This window comes from Staphylococcus sp. GDY8P54P (genome assembly GCF_017892645.1).
Lineage (GTDB): Bacteria > Bacillota > Bacilli > Staphylococcales > Staphylococcaceae > Staphylococcus > Staphylococcus ureilyticus.
Map to the genome: position 1 here is coordinate 1 of NZ_JAESLN010000025.1, position 25,282 is coordinate 25,282.

At 31.2% G+C, this 25,282-nt stretch carries 28 protein-coding genes; 7 read left to right on the top strand and 21 right to left on the bottom strand.

Annotated elements, in window-relative coordinates:
* Positions 1 to 510: 510 nt before the first annotated feature.
* The 3 genes from perR to bcp form a co-directional block, all read right to left on the bottom strand.
* Positions 511 to 972, bottom strand: coding sequence for a peroxide-responsive transcriptional repressor PerR (perR, locus tag KA883_RS08240; RefSeq protein WP_210139947.1), 462 nt, complete (start codon positions 970 to 972; stop codon positions 511 to 513).
* A gap of 94 nt (positions 973 to 1,066) precedes the next feature.
* The gene (locus KA883_RS08245; protein ID WP_046207934.1) at positions 1,067 to 2,017 is read right to left on the bottom strand and encodes an NAD(P)-dependent oxidoreductase; all 951 of its coding nucleotides are present in this window, start codon (positions 2,015 to 2,017) and stop codon (positions 1,067 to 1,069) included.
* Positions 2,018 to 2,023: 6 nt separating this feature from the next.
* Positions 2,024 to 2,479 (bottom strand): thioredoxin-dependent thiol peroxidase, encoded by a 456-nt coding sequence (gene bcp / locus KA883_RS08250; RefSeq protein ID WP_046207935.1) that lies wholly within the window; start codon positions 2,477 to 2,479, stop codon positions 2,024 to 2,026.
* Positions 2,480 to 2,560: 81 nt separating this feature from the next.
* Between bcp and KA883_RS08255 the strand changes: the two genes are divergently transcribed.
* Positions 2,561 to 3,850: a glutamate-1-semialdehyde 2,1-aminomutase gene (locus KA883_RS08255; RefSeq protein ID WP_046207936.1), complete on the top strand. Its 1,290-nt coding sequence runs from the start codon at positions 2,561 to 2,563 to the stop codon at positions 3,848 to 3,850.
* Positions 3,851 to 3,925: 75 nt separating this feature from the next.
* Complete coding sequence (locus KA883_RS08260) at positions 3,926 to 5,020, top strand: FUSC family protein (RefSeq protein WP_046207937.1); 1,095 nt, start codon at positions 3,926 to 3,928, stop codon at positions 5,018 to 5,020.
* An 84-nt stretch (positions 5,021 to 5,104) separates the two neighbouring features.
* On the opposite strand, the gene KA883_RS08265 is transcribed toward KA883_RS08260, so the two are convergent.
* From KA883_RS08265 to mutY, 3 genes are all read right to left on the bottom strand, one after another.
* A complete protein-coding gene (locus KA883_RS08265; protein WP_046207938.1) occupies positions 5,105 to 6,841 on the bottom strand; it encodes an ABC transporter ATP-binding protein in 1,737 nt (578 codons plus the stop codon).
* A 196-nt stretch (positions 6,842 to 7,037) separates the two neighbouring features.
* Positions 7,038 to 7,580 (bottom strand): nucleoside tri-diphosphate phosphatase, encoded by a 543-nt coding sequence (gene ntdP / locus KA883_RS08270; protein WP_019469633.1) that lies wholly within the window; start codon positions 7,578 to 7,580, stop codon positions 7,038 to 7,040.
* A gap of 66 nt (positions 7,581 to 7,646) precedes the next feature.
* The gene (mutY, locus tag KA883_RS08275; protein ID WP_046207939.1) at positions 7,647 to 8,693 is read right to left on the bottom strand and encodes an A/G-specific adenine glycosylase; all 1,047 of its coding nucleotides are present in this window, start codon (positions 8,691 to 8,693) and stop codon (positions 7,647 to 7,649) included.
* A 123-nt stretch (positions 8,694 to 8,816) separates the two neighbouring features.
* Here mutY and KA883_RS08280 point away from each other — a divergent pair, with 123 nt between their 5' ends.
* A complete protein-coding gene (locus KA883_RS08280; protein ID WP_046207940.1) occupies positions 8,817 to 9,794 on the top strand; it encodes a metal-dependent hydrolase in 978 nt (325 codons plus the stop codon).
* Positions 9,795 to 9,876: 82 nt separating this feature from the next.
* On the opposite strand, the gene KA883_RS08285 is transcribed toward KA883_RS08280, so the two are convergent.
* The 7 genes from KA883_RS08285 to KA883_RS08315 all read right to left on the bottom strand — a co-directional run bounded on the left by KA883_RS08285 (position 9,877) and on the right by KA883_RS08315 (position 15,655).
* Positions 9,877 to 10,725, bottom strand: a complete 849-nt coding sequence (locus KA883_RS08285) for a sugar ABC transporter permease (RefSeq protein WP_046207941.1) — start codon at positions 10,723 to 10,725, stop codon at positions 9,877 to 9,879.
* A gap of 9 nt (positions 10,726 to 10,734) precedes the next feature.
* Positions 10,735 to 12,267: an ATP-binding cassette domain-containing protein gene (locus KA883_RS08290; protein ID WP_046207942.1), complete on the bottom strand. Its 1,533-nt coding sequence runs from the start codon at positions 12,265 to 12,267 to the stop codon at positions 10,735 to 10,737.
* Positions 12,268 to 12,282: 15 nt separating this feature from the next.
* Positions 12,283 to 12,597 (bottom strand): YfhH family protein, encoded by a 315-nt coding sequence (locus tag KA883_RS08295; RefSeq protein WP_046207943.1) that lies wholly within the window; start codon positions 12,595 to 12,597, stop codon positions 12,283 to 12,285.
* Positions 12,575 to 13,393, bottom strand: a complete 819-nt coding sequence (gene recX / locus KA883_RS08300; protein ID WP_046207944.1) for a recombination regulator RecX — start codon at positions 13,391 to 13,393, stop codon at positions 12,575 to 12,577. The genes KA883_RS08295 and recX overlap by 23 nt, the downstream gene beginning before the upstream one ends.
* 350 nt (positions 13,394 to 13,743) lie before the next feature.
* On the bottom strand, positions 13,744 to 14,556 hold the full coding sequence (sgtB, locus tag KA883_RS08305; protein WP_046207945.1) for a monofunctional peptidoglycan glycosyltransferase SgtB: 813 nt from the start codon (positions 14,554 to 14,556) through the stop codon (positions 13,744 to 13,746).
* Positions 14,557 to 14,876: 320 nt separating this feature from the next.
* On the bottom strand, positions 14,877 to 15,395 hold the full coding sequence (locus KA883_RS08310) for a type 1 glutamine amidotransferase domain-containing protein (RefSeq protein WP_046207946.1): 519 nt from the start codon (positions 15,393 to 15,395) through the stop codon (positions 14,877 to 14,879).
* 89 nt (positions 15,396 to 15,484) lie between these two features.
* Entirely contained in the window at positions 15,485 to 15,655 is a 171-nt protein-coding gene (locus tag KA883_RS08315; protein ID WP_019469624.1) for an SE1561 family protein, read from the bottom strand.
* A gap of 176 nt (positions 15,656 to 15,831) precedes the next feature.
* Here KA883_RS08315 and yfkAB point away from each other — a divergent pair, with 176 nt between their 5' ends.
* Entirely contained in the window at positions 15,832 to 16,992 is a 1,161-nt protein-coding gene (gene yfkAB, locus KA883_RS08320) for a radical SAM/CxCxxxxC motif protein YfkAB (RefSeq protein ID WP_176745331.1), read from the top strand.
* Between the two features lie 118 nt (positions 16,993 to 17,110).
* On the opposite strand, the gene KA883_RS08325 is transcribed toward yfkAB, so the two are convergent.
* The 3 genes from KA883_RS08325 to KA883_RS08335 form a co-directional block, all read right to left on the bottom strand.
* On the bottom strand, positions 17,111 to 17,632 hold the full coding sequence (locus tag KA883_RS08325) for an acyl-CoA thioesterase (RefSeq protein ID WP_046207947.1): 522 nt from the start codon (positions 17,630 to 17,632) through the stop codon (positions 17,111 to 17,113).
* A gap of 153 nt (positions 17,633 to 17,785) precedes the next feature.
* Positions 17,786 to 19,024 (bottom strand): aminopeptidase, encoded by a 1,239-nt coding sequence (locus KA883_RS08330; RefSeq protein ID WP_046207948.1) that lies wholly within the window; start codon positions 19,022 to 19,024, stop codon positions 17,786 to 17,788.
* 14 nt (positions 19,025 to 19,038) lie between these two features.
* A complete protein-coding gene (locus KA883_RS08335) occupies positions 19,039 to 19,242 on the bottom strand; it encodes a DUF1128 family protein (protein ID WP_046207949.1) in 204 nt (67 codons plus the stop codon).
* Positions 19,243 to 19,374: 132 nt separating this feature from the next.
* Between KA883_RS08335 and KA883_RS08340 the strand changes: the two genes are divergently transcribed.
* The 3 genes from KA883_RS08340 (at position 19,375) to KA883_RS08350 (ending at position 21,523) form a co-directional block, all read left to right on the top strand.
* The gene (locus KA883_RS08340; RefSeq protein WP_046207950.1) at positions 19,375 to 19,839 is read left to right on the top strand and encodes a low molecular weight protein-tyrosine-phosphatase; all 465 of its coding nucleotides are present in this window, start codon (positions 19,375 to 19,377) and stop codon (positions 19,837 to 19,839) included.
* Between the two features lie 7 nt (positions 19,840 to 19,846).
* Complete coding sequence (locus tag KA883_RS08345; RefSeq protein WP_046207951.1) at positions 19,847 to 20,131, top strand: YtxH domain-containing protein; 285 nt, start codon at positions 19,847 to 19,849, stop codon at positions 20,129 to 20,131.
* 303 nt (positions 20,132 to 20,434) lie between these two features.
* Complete coding sequence (locus KA883_RS08350; RefSeq protein ID WP_046207952.1) at positions 20,435 to 21,523, top strand: YihY/virulence factor BrkB family protein; 1,089 nt, start codon at positions 20,435 to 20,437, stop codon at positions 21,521 to 21,523.
* A gap of 69 nt (positions 21,524 to 21,592) precedes the next feature.
* Here the strand turns inward: KA883_RS08350 and vraR are convergent, their stop codons facing one another.
* From vraR to map, 5 genes are all read right to left on the bottom strand, one after another.
* Entirely contained in the window at positions 21,593 to 22,222 is a 630-nt protein-coding gene (gene vraR / locus KA883_RS08355; RefSeq protein ID WP_019469616.1) for a response regulator transcription factor VraR, read from the bottom strand.
* Entirely contained in the window at positions 22,212 to 23,255 is a 1,044-nt protein-coding gene (vraS, locus tag KA883_RS08360; RefSeq protein ID WP_046207953.1) for a sensor histidine kinase VraS, read from the bottom strand. Before vraS ends, vraR begins: the two co-directional genes overlap by 11 nt.
* Positions 23,252 to 23,953, bottom strand: a complete 702-nt coding sequence (vraT, locus tag KA883_RS08365; RefSeq protein WP_064209716.1) for a cell wall-active antibiotics response protein VraT — start codon at positions 23,951 to 23,953, stop codon at positions 23,252 to 23,254. Before vraT ends, vraS begins: the two co-directional genes overlap by 4 nt.
* A 16-nt stretch (positions 23,954 to 23,969) precedes the next feature.
* The gene (locus KA883_RS08370) at positions 23,970 to 24,356 is read right to left on the bottom strand and encodes a hypothetical protein (protein WP_019469613.1); all 387 of its coding nucleotides are present in this window, start codon (positions 24,354 to 24,356) and stop codon (positions 23,970 to 23,972) included.
* Positions 24,357 to 24,460: 104 nt separating this feature from the next.
* The gene (gene map, locus KA883_RS08375) at positions 24,461 to 25,213 is read right to left on the bottom strand and encodes a type I methionyl aminopeptidase (RefSeq protein ID WP_046207955.1); all 753 of its coding nucleotides are present in this window, start codon (positions 25,211 to 25,213) and stop codon (positions 24,461 to 24,463) included.
* Positions 25,214 to 25,282: the final 69 nt, after the last annotated feature.

Consider the following 25,282-nt stretch of genomic DNA (forward strand, 5'->3'; position numbering starts at 1 on the left):
ATTCAGTTTTCAATGTTCATTGATGTGTTACAAGAATTAATTGTAACATTAAGTTTTTGTTAAGTCAATAATAAATTTTCATTTGTTATTGTTAAGTTTGTTTCGTTTGTTAACTCAACATTTAACATTGTATAACCATTCAATAATTTTAACAAGTGTCAAATTTACACTTTCTATTATTTTTATTTTGGTTTGTTTTAAAGCCGTCTCGTTTTGACGACTTTTATATAATATCAAGATTAATCTCACTCGTCAATTCAATTTCAATAACTTTTTAGTTAAATTTTACCTTTGTAATAACTAATTATTTTTTATATGTATAAATATGTCAAATTGTATAATTATATCAGTGTTGTTTGGACACATTAGCCACTATACCGTCAGTTAAAATTGCATTTTTTGTTTTCACTTTATATTGATATAAAACAAGCTCATAGTAATAGAAAGTGCTACATTTATAAATGTAGCACTTTCTAACTTAATAGTTTTTTCGTAATTGTTCAATTATAATTACTGCTGTAAATTCTCTTTATCTTTACATTCTTTACATAGACCATAAATTTCCATACGATGATGTGTCACATCAAAATTCGTTACGTGTTGAGCTAATTGCTCAACTTCATCTAGTTGTGGGTAATGAAAATCAACAATCTTTCCACAAATTTCACATATAACATGGTAATGATTATGTGTATTAAAATCGAATCGACTTGAAGCGTCGCCATAAGGCAACTCTTTAACAATGCCTATTCCTTTAAATACACGTAAATTATTATATATCGTTGCAACACTTATATTTGGAAAATCGGGTGAAAGTGCTTGATAAATCTCATCAGCAGTGGGATGTGTTTCTGAAACAATTAAAAACTTCAATATCGCCTGTCTTTGTGGTGTTATTCTTATTCCATTATCTCTTAAAGACGCAATCGAGTCTTCTAATTGATGTTCAACTGTTTCCATCTCTGCACTCATGTCCCTCACCATCTTTCTATTTAATAATAATTATTACTTAATATTAATATAACTGTTGCATTATCGAATTGTCAATAAACAAAGACCATTTCAATCAATATCCTGTATTGGGATCAACTTCATTCTCAATTAAAGTATTATTATTGAGAAAATAACTAAGATTTCGTTTGAATATCTGAGTAACTTCTTGTTTGTTTTCTGTGCCATTACCCGTAATATGTGCTGTAATTGTAATATTATTTATATTATATAATTGGTTATTTGGAGTAAGTGGCTCGTTTTCAAACACATCTAAGTATGATTGTCGTATGATGTTTTCTTTCATTACATTTGCTATTACATTTTCGTCTACGATTGTTCCTCTTCCTACATTAATAAATAAAGCAGCGTTTTTCATCTTTTCAAAATGTTCTCTTTGTAGTAGATGTATTGTTTCTTTCGTTTCTGGTAATGTATTAACAACAATATCTGCTTCTTCTAGTGCTTGAAATAAATTATCGATAGTATACGTTTGGGAAAACCCTTCTACATCACGACCAGTTGTATTAACACCTTGTACAATCATGTCCATCGCGTTAGCAATGGTTGCTGTTTTTTGCGCTATACTTCCTGTCCCTAAAAATAAAAGGGTTTGCCCGCTTACTCTTTTTCCAGTTAGCTTCGAATCATATTTTTTATTTGTTTGATTAATAAATGAAGTCTTCATTTTTTTATAGTCATCTAATATAAACGCCATGATAAATTCAGACATTTGTTTTGCGTGTACACCTCGACCATTCGTCAACAAGATATTATTACTATCGATATAGTTTAAAGGAAGCTTGTTTACACCGGTAGCATACCAGGCCAACCATTTCAGATTCGAGCATGACTCCAAAAAATCTTCATCTAATTTACCATCATATCCAAATAGTATGTCCAAATCCTTTTTATCATGGTCATTAATATCAGAAACACCCTGTGTAAATATAAACTTAACGTTTGGAAAAGCTTCAACTAAATCATTTTCTAAATCTCCCATTCTTTGTAAACTGACTGCCTTCATCTCTAATCACCCCAGAATTGCTTTTAATTCGTCCATTTGTGATTTTACTTTTACTTTTTCTATGACATCGATAATAACGCCATCTTCGTCAATAATGAACGTAGTTCTTACTATTCCCATACTTTCTTTTCCAAAATTTTTCTTTAGTTGATATACACCCACTTCCGCGGATAATTGATAATTTTCATCTACCAATAAATCAAAATTCAAACTATGTTTTTCGCTGAAGTTTTGATGTTTTTTCTTTGTATCTCCACTAATTCCATAAACTTTTGTATTAAGTTCATTAAAATATGATAAATTGTCTCTAAAATCACAGGCTTCTGTCGTGCATGTTGGCGTGTTATCTCTCGGATAAAAATAAAGCACTGCTTTATTTCCTCTTAATGTATCATTAGAAATAATATCACCATTTTGATTCTCAAGTCTAAATTCCGGAAATTGATCTCCTTTTTTCAACAAATAACTCACCCTATTTCTTTTTATTAATAATTATATGATACGATAATAAACGAAAATATTAAATAAAAGAGGTTGATATTAATGAAATTTACTGAAAGTGAAAGACTTCAAAATTACTCAAATGAATATATATTAGGAGGCGTAAATTCACCTTCTCGTTCATATAAAGCTGTAGGTGGTGGTGCTCCTGTAATGATGAAATCTGGCCAAGGCGCTTATTTATATGATGTAGATGGCAATAAATATATCGATTATTTACAAGCTTATGGACCAATAATTACTGGTCATGCTCATCCTCATGTGACTCAAGCTATTCAAGAACAAGCAGCACTTGGCGTATTATATGGAACGCCAACAGAACTTGAAATAAACTTCGCTAAGAAATTACGCGATGCTATCCCCTCATTAGAAAAGATTCGTTTCGTTAATTCTGGTACTGAAGCTGTAATGACGACAATACGTGTGGCACGTGCGTATACTAAAAGAAATAAAATAATTAAATTTTCTGGCCAATATCATGGTCATTCAGATTTAGTTTTAGTTGCAGCTGGGAGCGGACCTTCCCAATTAGGATCACCCGATTCTGCCGGTGTACCTCAAAGTGTAGCCCAAGAAGTCATCACAGTACCCTATAATGATATAGAAACTTATAAAGAAGCCATTGATTATTGGGGAGATGATATTGCAGCAGTACTCGTTGAACCTATTGTAGGTAACTTTGGTATGGTTAAACCTAAACCAGGATTTTTAGAACAAGTAAATGAAATTACACATAATAATGGAAGTTTAGTGATTTATGATGAGGTTATTACCGCTTTTCGTTTCCATTATGGTGGTGCACAAGACTTATACCAAGTTTATCCAGATTTAACTGCCTTCGGTAAAATTGTAGGTGGTGGTTTACCTATCGGGGGTTATGGTGGTAAACAAGATATTATGGAACAAGTTGCTCCCCTAGGCCCTGCATATCAAGCTGGAACGATGGCTGGAAATCCATTATCCATGAAAGCAGGCATCGCATTATTAGAAGTATTAGAACAAGATGGTATTTATGAATATTTAGATAGCCTAGGTCAACAATTAGAAGATGGTTTAAATAAATTAATACAAAAACACAATATCACTGCTACTGTCAATAGAGTTTATGGTGCATTAACGCTCTATTTTACAAACGAAATTGTCACACACTATGATCAAGTTGAAAATTCAGATGGTGATGCTTTTGCACGATTCTTTAAACTTATGTTACATCAAGGTATTAATCTCGCCCCTTCAAAATTTGAAGCTTGGTTTTTAACAACTGAACACACTAAAAATGATATTGAAAAAACATTAGATGCTGTAGATTATGCTTTTAGTCAAATGAAATAAACTTGAATTTTATAGGGAATCGTTGTATAACAAGTATAAACATAAATTTATTAAATATATGAAGGAGCGGTACATTTGAAATTAGGAGCACGCATTCTGAAGACAGGTATAGCTATTATACTTGCTTTGTTTATCGCTTCTCTGTTCCCTGATGAAGCAGGATTAAAAGCAATCGCTGCTGTCAGTGCGGTAATCGCGATGCAACCAAGTGTTTTTCGTTCCATTAAAACAATTTCTGAAAGAGCAATTGGTAACCTGATCGGTGCAATACTGGCAGTTGTTATGGTTACTGTTTTTGGTAATAATCCAGTAATCATGGGGGTTACTGTTATATTATTAATTGCTATTTTATTCCGTTTTAAATTGGAACATGTAGCTACACTTGCAAGTATAACTGCATTAATTATTATGGGAACACATACTGGTAACTTTTATATTTCTGCATTTTACAGATTTGTCCTTGTTATGGTAGGTGTAATTAGTTCTTCTGCAGTTAATCTTTTATTCTTACCCCCTAAATTCGAGTCTAAAATTTATTATAATTCTTTAAACATTTGTTCAGATATCTTTGTATGGTTCAAACTTGTATTAAATGATACCTCTGAATATCATCATATAAAAGAGGATAGAGGGCTAATCAGCAAACGTATTACAAAATTAGAACAAATCTTTGAATACTACGAAGAAGAACGACCTTGGACGAAAAAGCAAATGTATGCGCAAAATAGAAAAAAAATTCTATTTAAACAAGTTGTCCGTAGCACACGGCAAGCATACGATGTTTTAAAACGAATGAATCGTTATCAAAACGATCTTCATAATTTGAATAACGAGCTGTTACTTCAAATAAAATTAGAAATAGATTTGCTAATCGCCTATCACGAACAAATCTTTATTAGTATTTCAAAGAAAGCACGTTATGATATTAGTCACTTTGATAGTCAGATAGAAAATCCACAAAAAAAAGATTTAATGGATGCTTTCCAACGCGAAATCATTAAAGATCCTTATCAGACAACATATTCATTCACTAATATAATGCAGATTATTTCAGCTATAGAAGAATATCGTTATACTATAGAACACTTGGATCGTTTAGTTATCAGTTTCTTCTCATATCATTCTAATGATAATGAAATTGAAATTGAAGAAGAAGATTTTGATCTATAAAAACTCAATATTTTAACTAAAAAGACCAGAGACATTTAAAATTGTCTCTGGTCTTTTATATTTATTAGTTCGTTCAAAGTCTTTTTATAAATTTTGAATGCTATAAAGATGTTCATAAGCACCTTTTTTCGCTAATAATTCTTGATGTGTGCCACTTTCTACTATTTCACCATTTTCTATAACAACAATTTTATCTGCATGAGTAATTGTAGATAATCTATGTGCCACAATTAACGTAGTACGATCTTTACTTAAGATATTTAATGCATCTTGTATAATAGATTCACTTTCTAAATCCAATGCACTCGTTGCTTCATCTAAGATAATAATCGGTGGATTATTCAAGAAGATTCTCGCTATAGATATACGTTGCTTCTGGCCTCCAGAGAGTTTAACTCCTCTTTCACCCACTTCTGTATCATATCCATCTGTTAATTCCATGATGAAATCATGTGCGTTTGCCATTTTTGCAGCAGCAATGACCTCTTCATCTGTTGCATCGGGTCTGCCTAATAAAATATTTTCTTTAATCGTATCTGAGAATAGTACGTTATCTTGTTGAACTAATCCAATTTGATGTCTGAGGCTACCTGTTAAATAGGACTTAATATTGGTGCCGTCAATTTTAATTTCACCATCTGTAACATCATAAAATCTTGGTATGAGATTGATAAGTGTTGATTTACCTCCACCACTCATACCGACAAACGCTACTGTTTCGCCTTGTTCGATATCCAAATTAATATGGCTTAATATCGTAGATTCATCCGAATTATATCGGAAACTCACATTATTAATTTCAATACGTCCTTCTTGAATTTCTAATGGTAAGGCACCTTTTTTATTCTTTATGTCATAACTTTCATCCATAAGTTGGAACACACGATCCATCGATGCAAAACTTTGCGTTAATGTTGTAAATGAAGAAACCAATCTACGTAAAGGTCCAAATAATTGTTCGAGGTAACCCACAAATGCAGCGAGCGTACCAACTGTAATGGAACCGTTAATAGCTAAAACCGCACCAGAACCTATTACAATTAATGGCCCTAAATCAGTTACTGTATTAATTGCAGCAAATGAATAGGCATTCCATCTCGTATGCGTAAATGCGCGTTGTAAGAAATTGCTATTATGCTTATCAAAATTCACTGCTTCGTTATCTTCTATTGCAAAACTTTTAATGACTGACATGCCTTGTACACGTTCATGTAAAAATCCTTGTACTTCAGCCAAGGCTTGAGATCTCTTACGTGTCAGATTTCTTAAACGTCCAAAGAAGAAGTAGACAGTCAAAATATAAACTGGAAATACTATAATTGCAGCTAGTGTTAATTTTACATCTAGTACAAACATAATAGATAAAGCGATAATGATAGTGATACAATCAAGCCAAATATTCATAAGGCCTGTCAGGATGAAATCTTTTGTTTGTTCAACATCATTAATAACCCGTGAAATAACTTGCCCAGCTTGGTTATTAGCATAGAATCTTGCACTTAGTGCTTGTAAATGATTATATAGACGCTTACGAATGTCATATAATATTTTATTACTTGTCCACTGAGCTAAATATTGTCTTAAAAATTCTATAGGGGGCCTTACGATTACAAAAATAAATACGGCTATTCCTAGCGCAATTCCCAATCTAGCAAATTTTTCTTCTACCGAGATTGCACCGTTATTGATAATGTCATCAATAACATATTTAATTAATAACGGAATAAGCATTGGAATACCAAATTTTAATATACCAACAAGAATTGTGGCAATGATCCGCCATTTATATGGTTTTACGAATTGTATATATCTGCGAATCATACAAACTATACCTCCCTGCTTATTTCAGCAAATGAAACAGCCTTCGTTGAAATTCAACGAGGCTGTTATTACAATTATCTACAATCAGATCATTTAGTTAAGCATTTGCTATTAAGATTTATTCTATACAATTAACTTGTATCATATATACCTTTAATACTATATCGGATATAACTATCAATTACATTAAATATGCTTAATAATCTCTAATCTTTTTAAACCGTTCACGCCAAACTTTAATAAAATCCGGTGCAAAAGGACCTTTTTTTTGTTCAATCCATTGTTGAAGAATATCTACGTTTCTTCGTAAAATTACATCAATATCAGATGAATAATTCATTTGACGCATATGTTGTTCATATTCATCTTCATCTAATAAATGATATTTACCATTGGGATAGACTTTAATATCTAAATCATAATCTATATATTTGAGTGCTTCCTCATCACAGACAAATGGTGAGGATAAATTACAATAATAATAAACACCATCTTCTCTAAACATACAAATAACGTTAAACCAATATTCGGAATGGAAGTATACAATTGCAGGTTCTCTTGTAATCCATGTGCGATTATCACTTTCTGTTACCAATGTATGGTCATTACCACCAATGACTACATGATCCGTACCTTTTAAAATAGTTGTTTCAGACCAAACACGGTGTATATTTCCATCGTGTTTATAACTTTGAATTTTTATCGTCTGACCCTCTTTAGGTATGGACTCTTTAACCATGCTCCACACCACCTTTTCTGATTTCACATATTGAATTATAACATAATTAACGATTACAGAACGACCTTAATTATTTGTTATTAAAAAATTATATATTTTTGACATACTTACTGGAAAGTTATAATTAACTTTATCATCTACAGGCATCCACTGCATATTGTTATCTAATGTAATTTCTTGCCGATTAACACAACTTTTAGATATATACACATCAATATCCCATGTTAAATGTGTAAACTGATGTTTTAAAGAATAAACAGGTTTAGCTTGAAATTCAATTTCAGTAGATAATTGTGTATTAATATTTTCGTTGCTTTCCGCTTCATACATAGGAAATTCCCACATATTATTTAATAATTTTTGAGTTCTTTTTTCAATAAGTAAATCACCCTTTTCATTACGCACTATATAGACATTTTGTTTTATATGTTTTTTCTTCACTTTTGTCGTTTTTACAGGTAACTGCTCAACTGTTCCTTGTTCAAAGGATTCACAATGTTCTTGTACAGGACAAAATAAACATAACGGATTTTTTGGTGTACAAATTAATGCGCCTAGTTCCATCATCGCTTGATTAAAAGTACCTGAATCTTCTTGAACATATGTTTCTAATTCTTTTTCAAATGTTTTTCTCGTAGTTTGTAATTTGGTATCGCGATGATCATTATTTAGTCTTGACCACACTCTAAAAACGTTACCATCGACTGTTGCTAATGGAAGGTTGAAAGCAATACTCATGACTGCTGCTTTGGTGTATGGACCAACGCCTTTCAGTTCTCCAAAACGCTTCGGATCATTAGGTACCTCACCATTATAATTTACCGCTACATCTTTGATTGCATTATGGAAGTTACGTGCACGACTATAATAGCCGAGTCCTTCCCAATATTTTAGCACTTCATCTTCATGTGCGTTGCTTAAATCAGTTATTGTTGGAAACCTACTTACAAATTTATGATAATAATCGATAACCGTCTTCACTTGAGTTTGTTGTAACATTACTTCACTTAACCAAATATAGTATGGATTTTTAGTTTCTCTCCATGGCATTTGTCTTTGATTTTTCTCAAACCATTTTACGAGATTATTTTTAAATTCTGATTCGTTATACATGTTATACATCTCTTTCTCTACGTGATTCTAAAACTTTTTTTCTTCATTTTAGTATGTTAATTTTATTATTTAGTATATTAGATTATAATAGAAATAATATTGAAATGAAATGAGAGGATACTTATGGATACAGGTACGCATATTGTCATGGGTATTGGATTAACCGCTTTGGCAACACAAGACCCAGCGATGACTGGTTCATTTGCAGCAACTGCAACTACTCTAATCATCGGTTCTCTGATACCAGATGGAGACACAGTTTTAAAACTTAAGGATAATGCCACTTATATATCAAATCACAGAGGTATAACACATTCAATACCTTTTACGATTCTGTGGCCATTACTTATAACTTTATTTATATTTACATTTTTTAAAAATATTGATGCTAGCCATATCTGGTTATGGGCTCAGCTTGCGGTCTTTCTTCATGTCTTTGTTGATATATTTAATTCATATGGAACCCAAGCGCTCAGACCCATCACAAATAAATGGATTCAACTCAGTGTCATCAATACATTTGACCCAATCATATTCATCCTTTGGTGTGTCGGCATTTTGCTTTGGGTATTAGGCTTACATCCATACCTTTCATTTTTCCCTATTTTTGGTATTCTTGTTGTTTATTATATTATTCGGTTTAGGATGCAAGCCATCATTAAACAACAAGCGCTTAAACAAATAAAGCAAGAACATAACCCTGTTAAAGTTTTTGTTGCACCTACCATGCGATTTATGGAATGGCGTGTTGCTATTCAAACAGAAAATCACGATTATGTTGGACGCAGTTATGGTAGAAATATCGTTTTTAGTGATAAATCTGAGCGTCATCCTTTTCCTAGTAATGATTTAATGCAATTTGTTAAAGATGATAAAAACATAAAAACTTTCCTTAACTTTTCATCTATATATCGCTGGCAAGCTAGAAAGCTAGATGATGACACGACAGAAATTAGACTAATCGATTTACGCTATCTAAAAAATGGTCACTATTCTTTTGTAGCAATCGCACATCTAGACGAATTTATGAATATTGATCATTCTTATATTGGTTGGGTGTTTAGTGAAGATAAATTACAAAAAAAATTATTTGCAAAGTAAAAAATTTATTGGTAGTAACAAAGGCTGGGACACAAGATTGTGTCTCAGCCTTTACTAATAAGATTGAAAATGACTAAAATCATTATTTATGGTTTGTATTTTGAGCAATTACATTTTCGTTATGATTTGAATCATTTTTTAATTTGTCATCAGTATCCTTTTTCTCATGCGCAACTCTAAATTTCTGATATGCTGTCGTTCTAAACAGAGCAAATATCAATGCACAAGCTGTCGCCATTAAAAATATAAAATAAAAATGGTATGGTATATTATTTAAGCTTAATGCACCTAAAACAACAGACTGTGAGATTCCCTCTATAAGATAAAATAACGGGTTCAACATTAAAATATGAGAAATTACTGTTGAATTACTGGACGGAATATACACAATTGGTACGAGAAAAAACATAATGACTGATAATATATAAAATATGATATCTACATTATTTTTGGTAATAGTTAGTAAACCAAATACTGTAGAAATAACTACGACAAAGATAATTGACATTATAACAAAGTATATTGTCGATGGAATGGAACTCTCTATATTAACTGGTGTCATTAATATAATCATCATTAACGCAATAAACATTAATAAATTAGAAATAATAGCTATCATAATCGTTTGAAAAATTGGATTCAAATTAAAAACTTTAGCAGTAAAATACTCTTTTTTAAACAATTGATAACTTTGATAAATAGCTATCCAGATAAATGAAAAACTTATTAATGCTGCTAATCTAAAATAACCACGTGCTTGTTTTATTTCTTCTGTACCATTCACATTAAATATGAACATTAGCAGACATAATAACAGGATGCTAATAATAAATGGTATTACAAACCATTTCCATTGCCCCTTTAATCGATGGTACAAGTGTTTACTTAAAAATGGTGCATTCTTATAAAAATTAATTAAATTATCTATCATTTACTACACCTACAATTCAATATATATCCATTTATCATTTTTAAAATCTGCCATGAAATAACCATCACCTGATTTAGTAATCCAGAAGTTATTATCAATATTAAATTTCTCTTTTAACTTCGCTTTATCTTTCATCGGAATTGTAAACCCGGAAAGTTTATTTTGATCATTAAATATCATTGCAATCGGTTGTTGAACGATAGGTACAATAAAGCGATCATTTTTCCCTTCTTCTGGAACTAGTGAATCTGTCACAGTACCATGCTTTTTATGTAAGTGACTATTAAAAAATTCAAAATAATTACTATAATTTTTACTCATAAATGGCGCGAGTGCATCCCCACTATGTTCTTCAAATAAACCTGCTGGATCAAAATAACGAATATCTTTTTTTCCGACTTTATAAGACTGATTATCGACACTAACACGATAATTTTTTGTGTTTTCACCAGTAATGGTAAGCAAAGCGTACTTGTTAGGACTTAACTCTTTTCCTTTTTTTAGATTCTTTAATTTAACTGAATCATCTAATACGATTCCGTATGATAGTTTAACTTCGTAAGGATTTTTAGGTTGGTTTTGAATAGTGGCTTGGTCTTCATTTTGTCCTATGTTAATTTTACCAATATCATTAAATATTAACACTGCTGTTAAAAGCACACCTAGCATACAAATAGTTATAAATGTCCAGAATCTAACTAGTACAACCGGTGGTTTAACGTGGTTATATCTTTCAATTCGTTTGAAATTATAAGTTAACTCAGGCGTACGCGCTCTACTTTTTTTCCAATCTAAATCAAAATTTCGTTTTTCTTCATCACTTTCTAAAGATGCTCTATCTCTCTCATGTTCATTAAATACAGGAATGACTTGTTTAATAGAACCTTCCATTCTAAGTTGACCATGCGAAACCCACGCTATATAATTACTTGCCTTACTAACTCTTTCAACATTGTCATCTATCATAACAATGGTTAAATTATTATTTATGTATTCATCTGATAGTTCAATTGCTTTTTCAAAATATTCATCCGTTAAATTTTGCAGTATTTTATTAAAAATAATAATACTTGCTTTAGATGTTCTGGCAAGTGAAAAAAGTATGCGGGCATATACTTCATCTGGTAATTCACATATAGGCGTATCACTTTGCGCTTCGACATGTGCATATTTTAGAACTTGTTCAACTTTATGCGTATTGACTTTGTATGGGAATAATGTAACTGCATTAGATATGTAATCTTCAACCGATATATTTTGAGCATATTTATCGTCTATATCTGCATAAAACAAATCTGTTTTGCGCACAACTCTTCCCTTATCAGGTTTAATTTCACCACTTAATATCCGACCTACAAGAGATTTTGAAGACGCAGGCTCACCGATGATGCCAAGTGATTCACCTTGATAGATGTGTAGATTAATATTATTTAACTCTATGTTATCTGCATCATAACCAAAAGGCTGATACCACTTTTTTGATTTTTTATTTCTATAGTAATGTGTTACATTAAGTAACTTTAAAATAATTGAACTACCCATACTATCTTCATCCTTCTACAGTTTTAATAATGCTAAGGGCAAACCTTCTTCTGGCTCTGAACTATTGATTCTGAATCCCCATGCAAAAATACCTTTAAGTCGTTCTACCTTAAAATAACTTTTTGTACCATCATTCAGTTGATAAATTTTGCCAAGTTCTACTTTATTTCTATCTACTAAATAGCTTTCTGCTATGATTGCTTTACTTGCATATACGTCATACTCGTTATAAATACCATTCATTTCTGCTTTGCGCATTTGTTCTTTATACCCTTGAATTTCATGACGTAATTCTATTTCACTCATTTCACTCAATTTCTTCCGTTCCATTCTCAATTCCACTCTCTTCTAGTTTAGATTTTATTTTATCATATTGATAGCCTTTTCTCATAAGTGTTTCAATCGTTTTATTGACTAATTTTCTACCTGTATACTTTTTCGAACTCTTAGTATACGCTTTTTCTAAATCGTTTTGTAATAACATGTCTAATGATTCTTCTGATTGTGAAAAATCTAATTCTTCCATCACAATGTTAATCGTTTCAAATGTATAACCTTTTTGCATCAAAGATTGTTTCAACTTTTCTTCACGCTTTATTTGTGGCCCTTTTTTTTGTTTCAATATTTTATTTGCTAATTTTATAATCTTGTCTAAAGGTTGTTCTTCATTATATAAAAGCGCATATTCATCAATGATATTTTGCTCTATACCAGCTTCGCGTAATTTTTGTTTGAAAATTTCTGGTCCTTTATCCGTAGTTAAAATCATTGTGTTTTTTAAACTATTCGCGTAGTCTTTATGATCTATTAAATTTTGCTTATGGCAATAATCTAATACATCTGCAATAACACTTTCTGAAATATCTTTCTTTGCTAGATGCTGTGCCACTTCGTGCTCAGTTCTTTTTCTATATGACAGATATTGAATCGCTATATTAATCGCTTGTCTATATTGCTCATACTTTTGAATTTTTTCCATTTCAGCTGCTTCAACAAGTTGTCCCTTTTTAAGATTGAAATAGACAAAAGTATCAATATCAATACCCATCTCAAATTCATCATCTAAATATAAATTAAAACGTTCTTTATTGTTTTTTTGAACTTCTATTTTTGTGATTTTCGGCATTATCTTCACTCCACTTATAAGAATAACTTATATTGTTTATGAATGGAATTATAGTGATTTTTATTTGCAAACTTCAACTTCATTATTTTTATATACAAATTATATCATGGTTCAAGGTTTATTCCTTTCACAAAATGACATCGTTAATCTACAAATTTCAATATATTTTATAGTACTTAACAAGCATTTAAAAAACCTTCATTGCACAGTTGAAATTAACGTATTTTGTATTTTTAAAATATTTAAAAAAGCCCCTTCCAAGCATTCATTTTTTCATGACTACTAAGGCAGGGACTTCTCTTTGACAACTTATCTTATACTTCTCGTGATACTTGCTGATATTACTATAATCATACGCCTAATTCTAATAATGCATTTTTGTATTGTTCATCTGAAATAAATTCTTGTTGTTTCATTTTTTCTAAATCAGTTTTCACTCGATTTATGAAATTATCCGACATATCATCGATGTTATAAACACTAGGTGCATTAATTTTGCTTGCTAAAATGGCACTCTGTAAAACTGAAATTTGTGGCAACTCTTGATTATTTTTATCTGTCGTAACCCCAAAGTAATAATTTGCAGCTGATTCTACTGAATAATTATCACTACCGTAATAAATGTTATTCATATAAAAACTAAGTATTTCATCTTTACTGTAGTTTTTTTCAACGCGATGAGCTACAAACAATTCTTTAACTTTACGTGTAATAGACTGTTCATTATCATAAAAATAATTTTTTACTACCTGTTGCGTGATTGTACTTCCACCTTGTACATTTTTATCACTTAATGTCGAAAAAAGTGCCCTTGACGTTCCTTTTATATCAAATCCGTGATGCCTATAATAGCGTTCATCTTCCATAGCTATAAATGCACCTTTAGTATATTCTGGCATGTTTGAGACAGATACAAACGAATTCTTATTTTCTATTTTTTTTAATTCATCAATATCTGCGCGCGTACTCAAAGCATACATTATAGCAATAAATATTCCTAAAACAATTAAAATAGGAATAAGTAATTTGAAGAAAAGTCCTTTTCCTTTTTTCTGTTTTTTTGTTTTTGTTACTGGCTGAAAATAAGTATTATATTGAGGTTCGTTTACAGTATCAGCTTGAGATTTTTTGGTTGTTTGCTTATAACGATCGCTTCTTTTCATGCGGTAGCTCCTTTATATTGCTCTCATATCATTATAAGTGAGTTTATCAATTGTTGGAATTTTTATCTATAGTAAATCATAAAAATCGGTCCAAGGGTGTATATGTAACTCCTATCATGGCATTATGATCAAAGCTTTTAAAATTTATAATATCTCAATACCAAAATACGGTTTGAATTTAAAATTCAATGCTAATAAGAAACAAAAAAGTTGCCTATATTTTATAATGAACCACTTTAGCACATTCAAAGTAAATTCATCTAAAACATAGACAACTATTTCATTAATACCATTTTTTAAAATTGACGTACCACAAATGATTAGGCATTTAATTGATCTACGATTGCTTTATTAAAGTCATCTAAATCATCAGGTGTACGACTAGTTACAATATTCTTATCAACAACTACAGATTCGTCAACAACTTGTGCACCAGCGTTCGCTAAATCTTTACGAACATTTAGTACTGCAGTTACTGTTCTACCTGATAAGTCGTCTGTATCTATTAAAATTTGTGGTCCATGGCAAATTGCAAACGTTGGGACATCATTTTTGGTAAAGTATTTAGCAAATGTACCGTATCTGCCTTCAGAATCACCACGTAGATGATCAGGTGAGAAACCACCTGGAATTAATAATCCATCATAATCTTCTGGTTTTGCATCAGCAATACTTACATCCACAGAAACTTTTTCACCATGTTTCCCAACAACTTCACTATTGGCTTCATCTCCAATAACAACAGTTTCGTGTCCTGCTTCTTCAATTGCTTCTTTAGGACTTGTTAATTCTACATCTTCAAATTCATTCGTTACAATAATTGCTACTTTTTTAGCCATGAATTATCACCTTTCCATATTTATGTTATATACTCTGTATAGACGAAACTAGAGTTTTTTAAACATAAAAACTTTCAATACTCCGAAATTTAATCTGATGATTTCGAAACTGATTTAACTTTTTCTTCTAATTGATCTAATAAGCCAATCCATTCGTCTATGTCTTCTACTTTAACTTCATTTGGGTTCACATGATCGATATCATTCATAAATTTTTCTAATCTCTTTTTTATTTGATCTATTGTTTGATTGTCATCCATTGTATTAGTAACTCCTTTTTTTCAGATATTATTATACTAACATGGATTTGACAAATTTTGCTAAAGTCTTAATAATTATAAACTGAAATAATTTAACAAAATTAGAATAATTTCTATATGTTTAACCATTTCATATATTTAAACCTAAACCAAGCTTTAATAAAAGGATGTTTTAAATGACATATCAAAAATCTATATTATCTAGTATTAAAAAACCTATATCTATATTTAATGATCCATGGGAAACCTATAATGATATTCAAGAACATAATGCATTAACTTTAAGTAATATTGAATTCACCACGACGAATCTCTGTAATATGCGTTGCAGTCATTGCGCGGTAGGATACACACTTCAAACTGCAGACCCTTCTCCTTTACCAATAGATTTAATTTATCGACGTTTGGATGAAATCCCAAATTTAAAAACGATGTCCATCACTGGTGGTGAACCTATGTTTTCAAAGAAATCTATTAAAAATGTTGTGAAACCACTATTGAAATACGCCTATGAACGCGGGATTTATGTTCAAATGAATTCAAATCTTACATTACCTATCGACAGATATTTAGATATAGCTGAATATATTGATGTAATGCATATTTCACATAATTGGGGAACGATAGATGAATTTACAGAAGTTGGATTTGGAGCAATGGAAAAACAGCCACCATTGAAAGCAAAATTGAGACTTTATGATCAAATGTTATCAAACGCTCAAACACTTTCTGAACAAGGCATGTTCATTTCTGCTGAAACAATGTTAAACAAAAGTACAAGACCTTATCTGAATAAAATACATAATGAAATTGTTAATGATATGAAATGTCAAAGACATGAAATTCATCCGATGTATCCTTCTGACTTTGCTAGTCAATTAGAGGTGTTATCATTAGCTGAAATCAAAGAAGCAATTCATCACTTACTAGATATTCGACATCCAGATATATGGATGCTTTTTGGAACATTACCCATTTACCCATGTATTTCCAACGAAGATGATCAAGCATTACTACATAGATTAAGAAATTCCAAAAATGTTACGATGCGAAATGATCCAGATGGTAGAAATAGATTAAATGTGAATGTGTTCTCTGGAAACATTATAGTGACTGATTTTGGTGATGAAAATGGTACTTTATCAAATATTAAAAATGATAAACTCACAGATGTTTTTGATGCATGGTTAAAGACACCTTTAGCACAATCATTAAACTGCCATTGCCCTAAATTTAATTGCTTAGGACCAAATGTACTTGTGAAAAATATGTATTATCCTGATACAAATTTCAAACAAAATGAAATAGATATGCATCGACGTTATCCTATGCATTGATCATCTCTATTAAATTTGATAATTCAATCAAAAAGGAATGTCATTTTCAAATAAGATGAATATCCTTAGTCAAAACTAAGATTTCAATCATCATATTCGGAATAGACATTCCTTATCTTTATTCAATATGCTGCACACTAGCTAAAAACTCAATTGTTTCTTTACTTTCTTGTCTTCTTTCTTTACGGCGTTTAACCCTCGCTAATGCTGTTTCATGAAACCAGTTTTCAGTTTTTGATTCTGGATACACTTGTGGTACATTTGATGGTTTACCTTCATTGTCCAGTGCAACAAAGGTCAAAAAACTCAGTGCTGCTAGGTGCCTTTCATTTTTCAAAACATCCTCAATTGTAATTTGTACACATACTTCCATTGATGATGTACCTGCATATGACACCATTGCCTCATATGAAACGATATCGCCCGTTTTAATTGGCTTTAAAAAATCAACAGAATCTGTAGATGCCGTAACAACTTGTGCGTTACTATGCTTCATTGCTGTAATTGCTGCTATTTCATCAATGTTAGCCATCAACATTCCACCGAACATCGTATGATGATGATTCGTATCTTGCGGAAATACTTGTCTTGCTTTAACACTTCTCGATTCAGACATCGATTTCATTTTAGTAGTTCCCATAATATATTCCTTCCCTTTTTAAACTTAAGCAAATATAAATTAGGAGTGGGACAGAAATCTATTTTTATTAAAAAGATTTCGCCGTCCCACCCCGAAAATGATGATTTTAATTGAAAAATATCTAATGATTAAACTATTTTTATTTTAAAATGATTAATTAGCCCAATTACCATTTTCAAAAATCAGTTCTTGCTCGCCACTTGCTGTGATTCCATAAATCGTTAAATCAGAACTACCAATCATAAAGTCGACATGGACCAGTGAATCGTTTAATCCATGTGCTAATTTTTCTTCAGTAGTCATCGTTGTGCCACCTTCAATATTAAAGCCATAAGCTGAACCTAATGCAATATGACAAGAGGCATTTTCATCAAATAGCGTATTATAAAATATTGTATTCCGATTAGAAATTGGGGAATCGTCTGGTACTAAAGCCACTTCACCCAAGTGTTTGGCTCCTTCATCTGTATTCAGTAAATCACGTAGTACTTCTTCACCTTGTTCGGCTTTAAAGTCTACTACTTCACCGTCTTTAAATGTAAGTGTAAATCCATCAATAATATTACCGTTATGGCTTAATGGTAATTTATTCGTTACATATCCATTCACTTTCAATCGATGCGGTGCTGTGAATACTTCTTCTGTCGGAATATTAGCAACAAATGCTTGACCATTCTCTGTATAACTCGTTGCATCTTCCCAAATATGCCCTTCTGGAAGACCAATTTTTAGATCAGTTCCTTCAGAGATATAATGCAAAGCCTCATAGCTTTTACGTTGCAATTTATCTGCATGTTTACTTAAATTTGCAATATGCTTTTCCCAATTTACCACTGGATCATTTCCGTCTACACGTACAATGTCTAGGACTTCATCAATAAATTTTTCATATGCTGCTTCTACAGTTAATTCTGGGTATACACGTGCTGCCCACGCTTTTGATGGAAATGCAGCTACACACCAAGGAAATTGATTTTTCTGACTTGCTTCCATATAACCTTTATATGCTGTAGCGTATTGTCTTTGGAACGTGGCTAATTTATCACTATCTATACCATTTAATAAATCTGGATCCTGAGTAATTAATGCTAGATTTGCTGCACCACGATTAACATAATCCATGCGTTTAGCTACCTCGTATGTCTTAACTTCATTTTTTTCAAAATGTTCAACTGTTTCATTTTCAAATTTAAGACGTGCTAAACGATCATCACTATACTCTACTTTCACATCTGAAGCCCCTCTTTTATATGCTGCTTCAACTATGTAATGAGTCAATTCTAAAGCATCTACGCTTGAACGTATGAATACTGGTTGGCCTTCTTGTACGTTCATGCCAATGCCAGCTAATAATTCAGCGTACTGTTTCATTTTATGTTGTAATTGCCCCATATTTAAACTCTCCCTTATTTACGAATTTGTCCAAGTGCATCTGCAATTGCTGAAGCTTCACTTGGCGTAAATGAGGCTTTCGACGTTACATAATCATATACCTCTTTTACTTCTTGCGCATCAGCAGATTTATATTTTTCGGGATTGATTAAACTTTGATTAACTAGATTTAAACGATCACGAATTTCTTCAATCATTTCTTCGTTATTTTTAGTCACAACTCTCACCTCTTTTTAATTTATTTTATCAAATTTGCTAACCTTGTAAAACTTTTATCATAATTCCTCTTTAGAAATGATTAAAAAAACATTAAAATGGGAAATAGGATTATATAATTTGGAGGTCAATATATGATTACAGTTGCATTTGTTTGTTTAGGAAATATATGTCGCTCACCTATGGCAGAAGCTATAATGCGCCAAAGATTAAAAGATAGAAGTATCGATGGTATAGAAGTCACTTCAAGAGGTACAGGTAAATGGAATCTTGGTCAATCACCTCACGAAGGGACACAAAAAATATTAACTGAACATCATATTCCATTTGATGGGATGATTAGTGAACTATTTGATTCTAACGACGACTTTGATTATATTATTGCTATGGATCAAAGCAACGTTGATGATATTCAAAGTATTAATCCAAATATTAAAGGAAAATTATTTAAATTGTTAGATTTCAGTGATATGACTGAAACTGATGTACCAGATCCTTATTATACAAACAATTTCGAAGGCGTGTATAAAATGGTACAATCGTCTTGTGATAATTTAATTGATTTCATTATTAAAGATGCTAATTTAAGAGAGGGGTAACAACATCATGCAAAACAAATTAATTCCAGGTATATTATTAGGTGCTGTAATAGGAGGCGCAGCAACACTTGCTGACAAATCTACACGCCAATCATTAAAACAATCAATTAAAGATATTAAAGAAGGTAATCGTTCACAAAAGCCTTCAGCATTTTCTAACATTAAAGATGAAGTTTCATATTGGAAAGATGCAATTGAAGAAATTAGACGTAATAATCCTGAGTTAGAACGTTCTTTAAAAGATGCAAAGGATACATTTGTTGAACGCAAAAATAATCGTTTGAAAAATTAAGGAACAGCTTTACTAATGAACATTATAAATGTTTATCTATTTCATATTTATAAATTGAAGTGAATCGTCAAAGATGACTAGCAGAAATATAACATAGTCAACTTAGCGGGGGTGGGAATTGGAAATCAACTTGTTAGTTATGATTTCTTTCCTACCCTCTTTATTTTTGATTTATTATCTGATATTTTATTTCTCAAAAGATACTTTATTTCAAAAGAATGTGGCAACACATATTTACCTTTAATAGATTTTACAGTATATTAAACTGTATACGTAAAATATCAGTATACAAGGAGATTTGATATGTCTAAAAATGAAAAAACATCTTCTAATTTTCTGAATGAAACTAAAGAAGTTGAAGAACAAAAGAACAAAAAAGATAAGCACGAACAAATTGAACGTGATCGCATATACATAACACCAAATGAATTCAAATCGAAATCACCAAAAAAAGATAATCAAGAATTTTTTGTCTCACGTATCAATAAACCAGCAAAATATACTAAAGATTCAAATTTTTTCTCTTATTTAGTATATAGAATAGGAAAAGACGATGCATCAGGATTATCAGCACAATTATCCTATTATTTTATGCTGTCACTATTTCCTATGTTACTTTTCTTGTTATCTATTGTGCCATATCTCGGTATTAAACAAGGTTCAATTAGAAGCATGATTAAGGAACATGTACCACAAGATTACGCACCACAAGTATCATCTATTATCGGTGATATTATGGACAATGCTAGTGGTGGCTTACTATCTATTGGGTTAATCGCAGCATTATGGTCTGCATCCAACGGTATGACTGCATTAATGAATTCGTTCAATGTCGCATATGATGTTGAAGATAGTAGAAACTTTGTAGTTTCTAAACTATATAGCGTGTTATTCACATTAGCAATGATAATCGTAATGCCAGTTGCGCTTGTTTTACCTACATTTGGTCAACAAATTGGCGATCTATTATTTGGGCCTATTGGACTTGGTGAACAAGTGAAATGGGTATTTGATACAGTACGTTTTGTATTGCCCGTTATTGTCGTTCTAATTGCATTTATGGTTTTATACACATTAGCGCCAAATGTTAAAATTAAAATGCTTTCAGTTATACCTGGTGCTATTTTTGCAACTATCGTATTTTTAGGCGGCTCTTATTTATTTGGTATTTATATTTCAAACTTTGCTAATTATTCTAAAACATATGGCAGTATTGCCGGTATCATTATATTAATGCTATGGCTTTATATCACTGGTTTTATCATCATCATTGGTGCTGAAATCAATGCTATTATGCATCAAAGAAAAGTTGTTGCAGGTAAGACACCAGAAGAAATTACCATTGATCAACTTGAAGAAGAAAAAAATAACGATGTAAATGAAACGACTTAATTTTCTTTATATATAAATTTAAAAAGCTAAAACCTAGGCACACATTATTTGCTTAGGTTTTAGCTTTTTTTATTGTATTAAATTATGTTGAAATGCATAAATTACAGCTTGAGTTCTATCTTGTACTTCTAATTTACTCAACACGTTACTGACATGTGTTTTAACTGTTTTGATTGTAATATGTGAAGCACTAGCAATTTCCTGATTTGAGTAACCTTTAGCGATTAATAATAATATCTCCATCTCACGTTCAGTTAACATCTCATATAATTCAGCGCGTTGTTTCATACGATTCCTCATCTTAACCAACACTTCTGCTTCAAACACAGATTCATCACGATATGTTTTACGTATCGCTTCGGCGATATCGCTGGCACTTGTCGTTTTTAAAATATAACTATCTACACCAGAATCTAAAGCACGGTATACTTCATTATCTTCAATATAACTGGTTAGCATAACAACTTTAATGTGTGGCAAATCTTTCTTGATTTGTTCTGTAGCTTCTACACCATCCATATCATCCATGAGTAAGTCCATTAAAATTAAATCAGGCTTAAGTTCATGTGCTTTTTCAATTGCATCTTTCCCCGATTGCCCTTCTCCGACTACTTCTATATCTGGTTGAGTAGATAAATAACTAGAAATACCAATTCTGACCATTTCATGATCATCAACAAATAATACTTTAATCGGCATACGAATCCTCCTTATTTAATGGGGCTTTGACTTCAATCCGTGTTCCTGAATCTGGCAGTGATACTATATGAAATGTTGCGCCAATTTCAAGTGCTCGTTCACGCATATTTTTTAACCCATAGCTTTGTTCTACCTTATCATCAACGTTAAAGCCTTTACCATCATCTTGTATACGTAATAATAAATATTCTTCTCTATTAAACAATTCAATTGTAACTTTTGTACCTTTTGAATGTCTTAATGTATTTGAAATTGCTTCTTGTGTAATTCTAAACAAATGATCTTCAATGCCTTTAGGAACGTCGAAATCTTCAATATCATGTACGACTTTCATTGGCACTTTTTTCTGTAGATCAACTACTAAATCTTTGATACCTTGGCCAAGTGATTTATCCTTCAAGCCAATTGGTCTTAAATGTAATAGCAAGGCGCGCATTTCTAATTGTGAATCTTGGACCATTTTTTCCAATACTGGAATTTGTTGATCTAAAGGTGCTTTCAAATCAGTTTCTTTAATGGCAGAGAGCATCATGCTTGCTGCAAATAGTTGCTGGCTAACGGAATCATGTAACTCACGAGCCAGTCTTTGCCTTTCATCTTCAATTATTTTTTTAACTTTCACATCGTTCATATTATATGATTCATTCGTTAAATTTTGTGTTTTTAAACGTAATTTATGAACTTCTTGATTGAGCGGTACAAGTGTCTGATATAATTCAATTGTTTCATTATATAATTCTATATTCTGGTCGTTGATACCAACTGTTTGTCCTTCAATCGAACGCTCAATTTGATCTTGTAACCAATGATTTTGTTGGTTGATTTTATATGCTAATACTGAGCCAACTATGATGCATAGTAATATAACTAATAAATTAATAAATAGTAAAACTGGAATACCAAAGATTTGTGTATAAATCATACCTTGAAAATATATAATATTCACAAATACTTTATCTATAAAAAACATAGCGAAAAATGTACTATAAACTAATATCAACATCGACCCTATTGCTCTTATGTAGTGATTCATTTATAAATCACCTCAACATCTCCTATGAATGTTGACAAATAGACATTAACAGCATAATTATCTTCTTTTGTTTCTTCAATAACTTTAATATTGTTGTTTTCAACTTTATATGATGTTTCATTGACGTATGCATTGCCATAAAGTGCTGAAAAATGTAATTTTATATTGTAATTTAAAGGCACAATAATTTGCACTTTACCTAAAAAATGTCTGATTACTACCGTATTATGTTCTCTAATATTAGCAGCTTTAGACATATCTATATGAATATCACCAATACCATGCTGTATTTGTAAATCTTCCCATTTATAAACATAAATAGGTGTACGTTGCTCACCAAACCACTTTTGTTTAATAAATTCTGGAGATTCTACTGCCTCTTCTGTCGCAATAATTTTCAACGGTTTAAATCTATAAAAGATATATCTCACAATTAACACAATTAAAAATATAAATAATATAATAATCGTGTATTTATTAGATAATAAGGTAAAAGCAATAAGTAATACCCCTATCCAAAATGATAATAAACCTCGTATTTTATGAAAATATAAATATCCTACATAAACCAATATACAGCCTAATAATAATACAAAAATAAAGCCAATTTTTTCAAAGAAAATATAGTAGAAATTAGCTATTATCATTAATGCTGTAAACACAATCAACATCTCAGTTGATATATATTTATGAGTCATGTTTCGCCACCTTTCTTCAAGCGACTAAACTAATTTGTTCGATTAAATCACATTCTGTTTCAACATTTACTTTTTCTTTAGCTTGTTGTGATAAATCGGCTACAATACGTGCGTAGTCTGCTTCCATTTCATTCAAATCATTTTTAATTTTTTCTATATCATAGTGCTCAATTTCCTGTGCACATTCAATATCAGATTCATCTAAAATGTCGATATATTTATTTTCTAAAGATAATGTTAAATGATCTATTAGCCTAGCTACATAAGTTTTTCTTTCAAATAGATAATTTATGTACATTTCTATACTTCTTAATTTTTTATCAAGATATTGTCTATACTCAATTAAGCTTGAATAAAAGGTTTGTTTGGTCATTTTTTCTAAATAAGTCGTAATATAATTCATAGAATCACCTCATGATTGATTAGATTCTATTATAAAAAATATCCGGAACCATTAGTATAGGCTCCGGAACCATCTTATATTAGGACTTTAGACCGAAACTTATTCTAATCTATTTTAGTAGTTAAAACTGGTCCTTCTTTCGTTACTATAACGGTATGTTCAATTTGAGCAACAAAGCTTTTATCTTGCGTTTCAAAAGCCCATTCATTTTTACCTTCTGTGACAAATGTTGCTTTTGAAGAAATAAATGGCTCAACAGCAATTACAGTGCCTTCTTTAAGCAATGTTTTATCTTTTGGATCATAATAATTCATCACATGGCTTGGAGATTCATGTAATGACTGACCTACACCATGACCTGTTAAATTTTTAATCACAGTTAAATCATTTTTACGTGCCGTCGCGTGGACTGCTTTACCAATTTGACTTAGCTTCGCACCAGGCTTGATTTTGGTCATAGCTGCATCAAATGCTTCTAATGCAACATCACAAACTTTTTGTTTCAATGGATTATCCGCTTCACCAACTACAAATGAAATCCCTGTGTCCGCATAATAGCCATTTTTCAAGGCAGAAACATCAATATTTACTAAGTCGCCTTCACGAATTTTTCGTTTTCCAGGAATACCATGTGCCACTTCTTCATTTACGCTGATACAAGTTTGGCCTGGAAAGTTTTCGTCATGAATTGGCGCAGAAATAGCTCCATGTGCTTCAAATAAATCTTTTGCAATATCATCAAGTTCTTTTGTAGTAATACCAGGTTTAGTAGCTTCTTGCATTTTGTCTCTGACAAGTGCACAAATGTATCCAATATCTTTTAGTGCTGTTAATTCTTCTTCTGTTTTTACAATCATTTTATCCCGTTCCTTTTTGTAAATTATATTCCTTCTTATTATAGCAGACTTTTTTTGATATAATAAATT

Bases quoted from the DNA above. Each gene is read 5' to 3' on its own strand.
- yfkAB (WP_176745331.1), top strand. From the start codon at position 15,832: ATGACATATCAAAAATCTATATTATCTAGTATTAAAAAACCTATATCT.
- KA883_RS08245 (WP_046207934.1), bottom strand. From the start codon at position 2,017: ATGAAGGCAGTCAGTTTACAAAGAATGGGAGATTTAGAAAATGATTTA.
- KA883_RS08325 (WP_046207947.1), bottom strand. From the start codon at position 17,632: ATGGGAACTACTAAAATGAAATCGATGTCTGAATCGAGAAGTGTTAAA.
- vraT (WP_064209716.1), bottom strand. From the start codon at position 23,953: ATGACTCATAAATATATATCAACTGAGATGTTGATTGTGTTTACAGCA.
- map (WP_046207955.1), bottom strand. From the start codon at position 25,213: ATGATTGTAAAAACAGAAGAAGAATTAACAGCACTAAAAGATATTGGA.
- KA883_RS08340 (WP_046207950.1), top strand. From the start codon at position 19,375: ATGATTACAGTTGCATTTGTTTGTTTAGGAAATATATGTCGCTCACCT.
- KA883_RS08330 (WP_046207948.1), bottom strand. From the start codon at position 19,024: ATGGGGCAATTACAACATAAAATGAAACAGTACGCTGAATTATTAGCT.
- KA883_RS08265 (WP_046207938.1), bottom strand. From the start codon at position 6,841: ATGATTCGCAGATATATACAATTCGTAAAACCATATAAATGGCGGATC.
- vraR (WP_019469616.1), bottom strand. From the start codon at position 22,222: ATGCCGATTAAAGTATTATTTGTTGATGATCATGAAATGGTCAGAATT.
- KA883_RS08350 (WP_046207952.1), top strand. From the start codon at position 20,435: ATGTCTAAAAATGAAAAAACATCTTCTAATTTTCTGAATGAAACTAAA.
- perR (WP_210139947.1), bottom strand. From the start codon at position 972: ATGAGTGCAGAGATGGAAACAGTTGAACATCAATTAGAAGACTCGATT.
- KA883_RS08310 (WP_046207946.1), bottom strand. From the start codon at position 15,395: ATGGCTAAAAAAGTAGCAATTATTGTAACGAATGAATTTGAAGATGTA.
- KA883_RS08255 (WP_046207936.1), top strand. From the start codon at position 2,561: ATGAAATTTACTGAAAGTGAAAGACTTCAAAATTACTCAAATGAATAT.
- KA883_RS08285 (WP_046207941.1), bottom strand. From the start codon at position 10,725: ATGATAGATAATTTAATTAATTTTTATAAGAATGCACCATTTTTAAGT.
- KA883_RS08345 (WP_046207951.1), top strand. From the start codon at position 19,847: ATGCAAAACAAATTAATTCCAGGTATATTATTAGGTGCTGTAATAGGA.
- vraS (WP_046207953.1), bottom strand. From the start codon at position 23,255: ATGAATCACTACATAAGAGCAATAGGGTCGATGTTGATATTAGTTTAT.
- recX (WP_046207944.1), bottom strand. From the start codon at position 13,393: ATGCCGAAAATCACAAAAATAGAAGTTCAAAAAAACAATAAAGAACGT.
- ntdP (WP_019469633.1), bottom strand. From the start codon at position 7,580: ATGGTTAAAGAGTCCATACCTAAAGAGGGTCAGACGATAAAAATTCAA.
- KA883_RS08290 (WP_046207942.1), bottom strand. From the start codon at position 12,267: ATGGGTAGTTCAATTATTTTAAAGTTACTTAATGTAACACATTACTAT.
- KA883_RS08280 (WP_046207940.1), top strand. From the start codon at position 8,817: ATGGATACAGGTACGCATATTGTCATGGGTATTGGATTAACCGCTTTG.
- sgtB (WP_046207945.1), bottom strand. From the start codon at position 14,556: ATGAAAAGAAGCGATCGTTATAAGCAAACAACCAAAAAATCTCAAGCT.
- KA883_RS08295 (WP_046207943.1), bottom strand. From the start codon at position 12,597: ATGGAACGGAAGAAATTGAGTGAAATGAGTGAAATAGAATTACGTCAT.
- KA883_RS08370 (WP_019469613.1), bottom strand. From the start codon at position 24,356: ATGAATTATATTACGACTTATTTAGAAAAAATGACCAAACAAACCTTT.
- KA883_RS08315 (WP_019469624.1), bottom strand. From the start codon at position 15,655: ATGGATGACAATCAAACAATAGATCAAATAAAAAAGAGATTAGAAAAA.
- mutY (WP_046207939.1), bottom strand. From the start codon at position 8,693: ATGTATAACGAATCAGAATTTAAAAATAATCTCGTAAAATGGTTTGAG.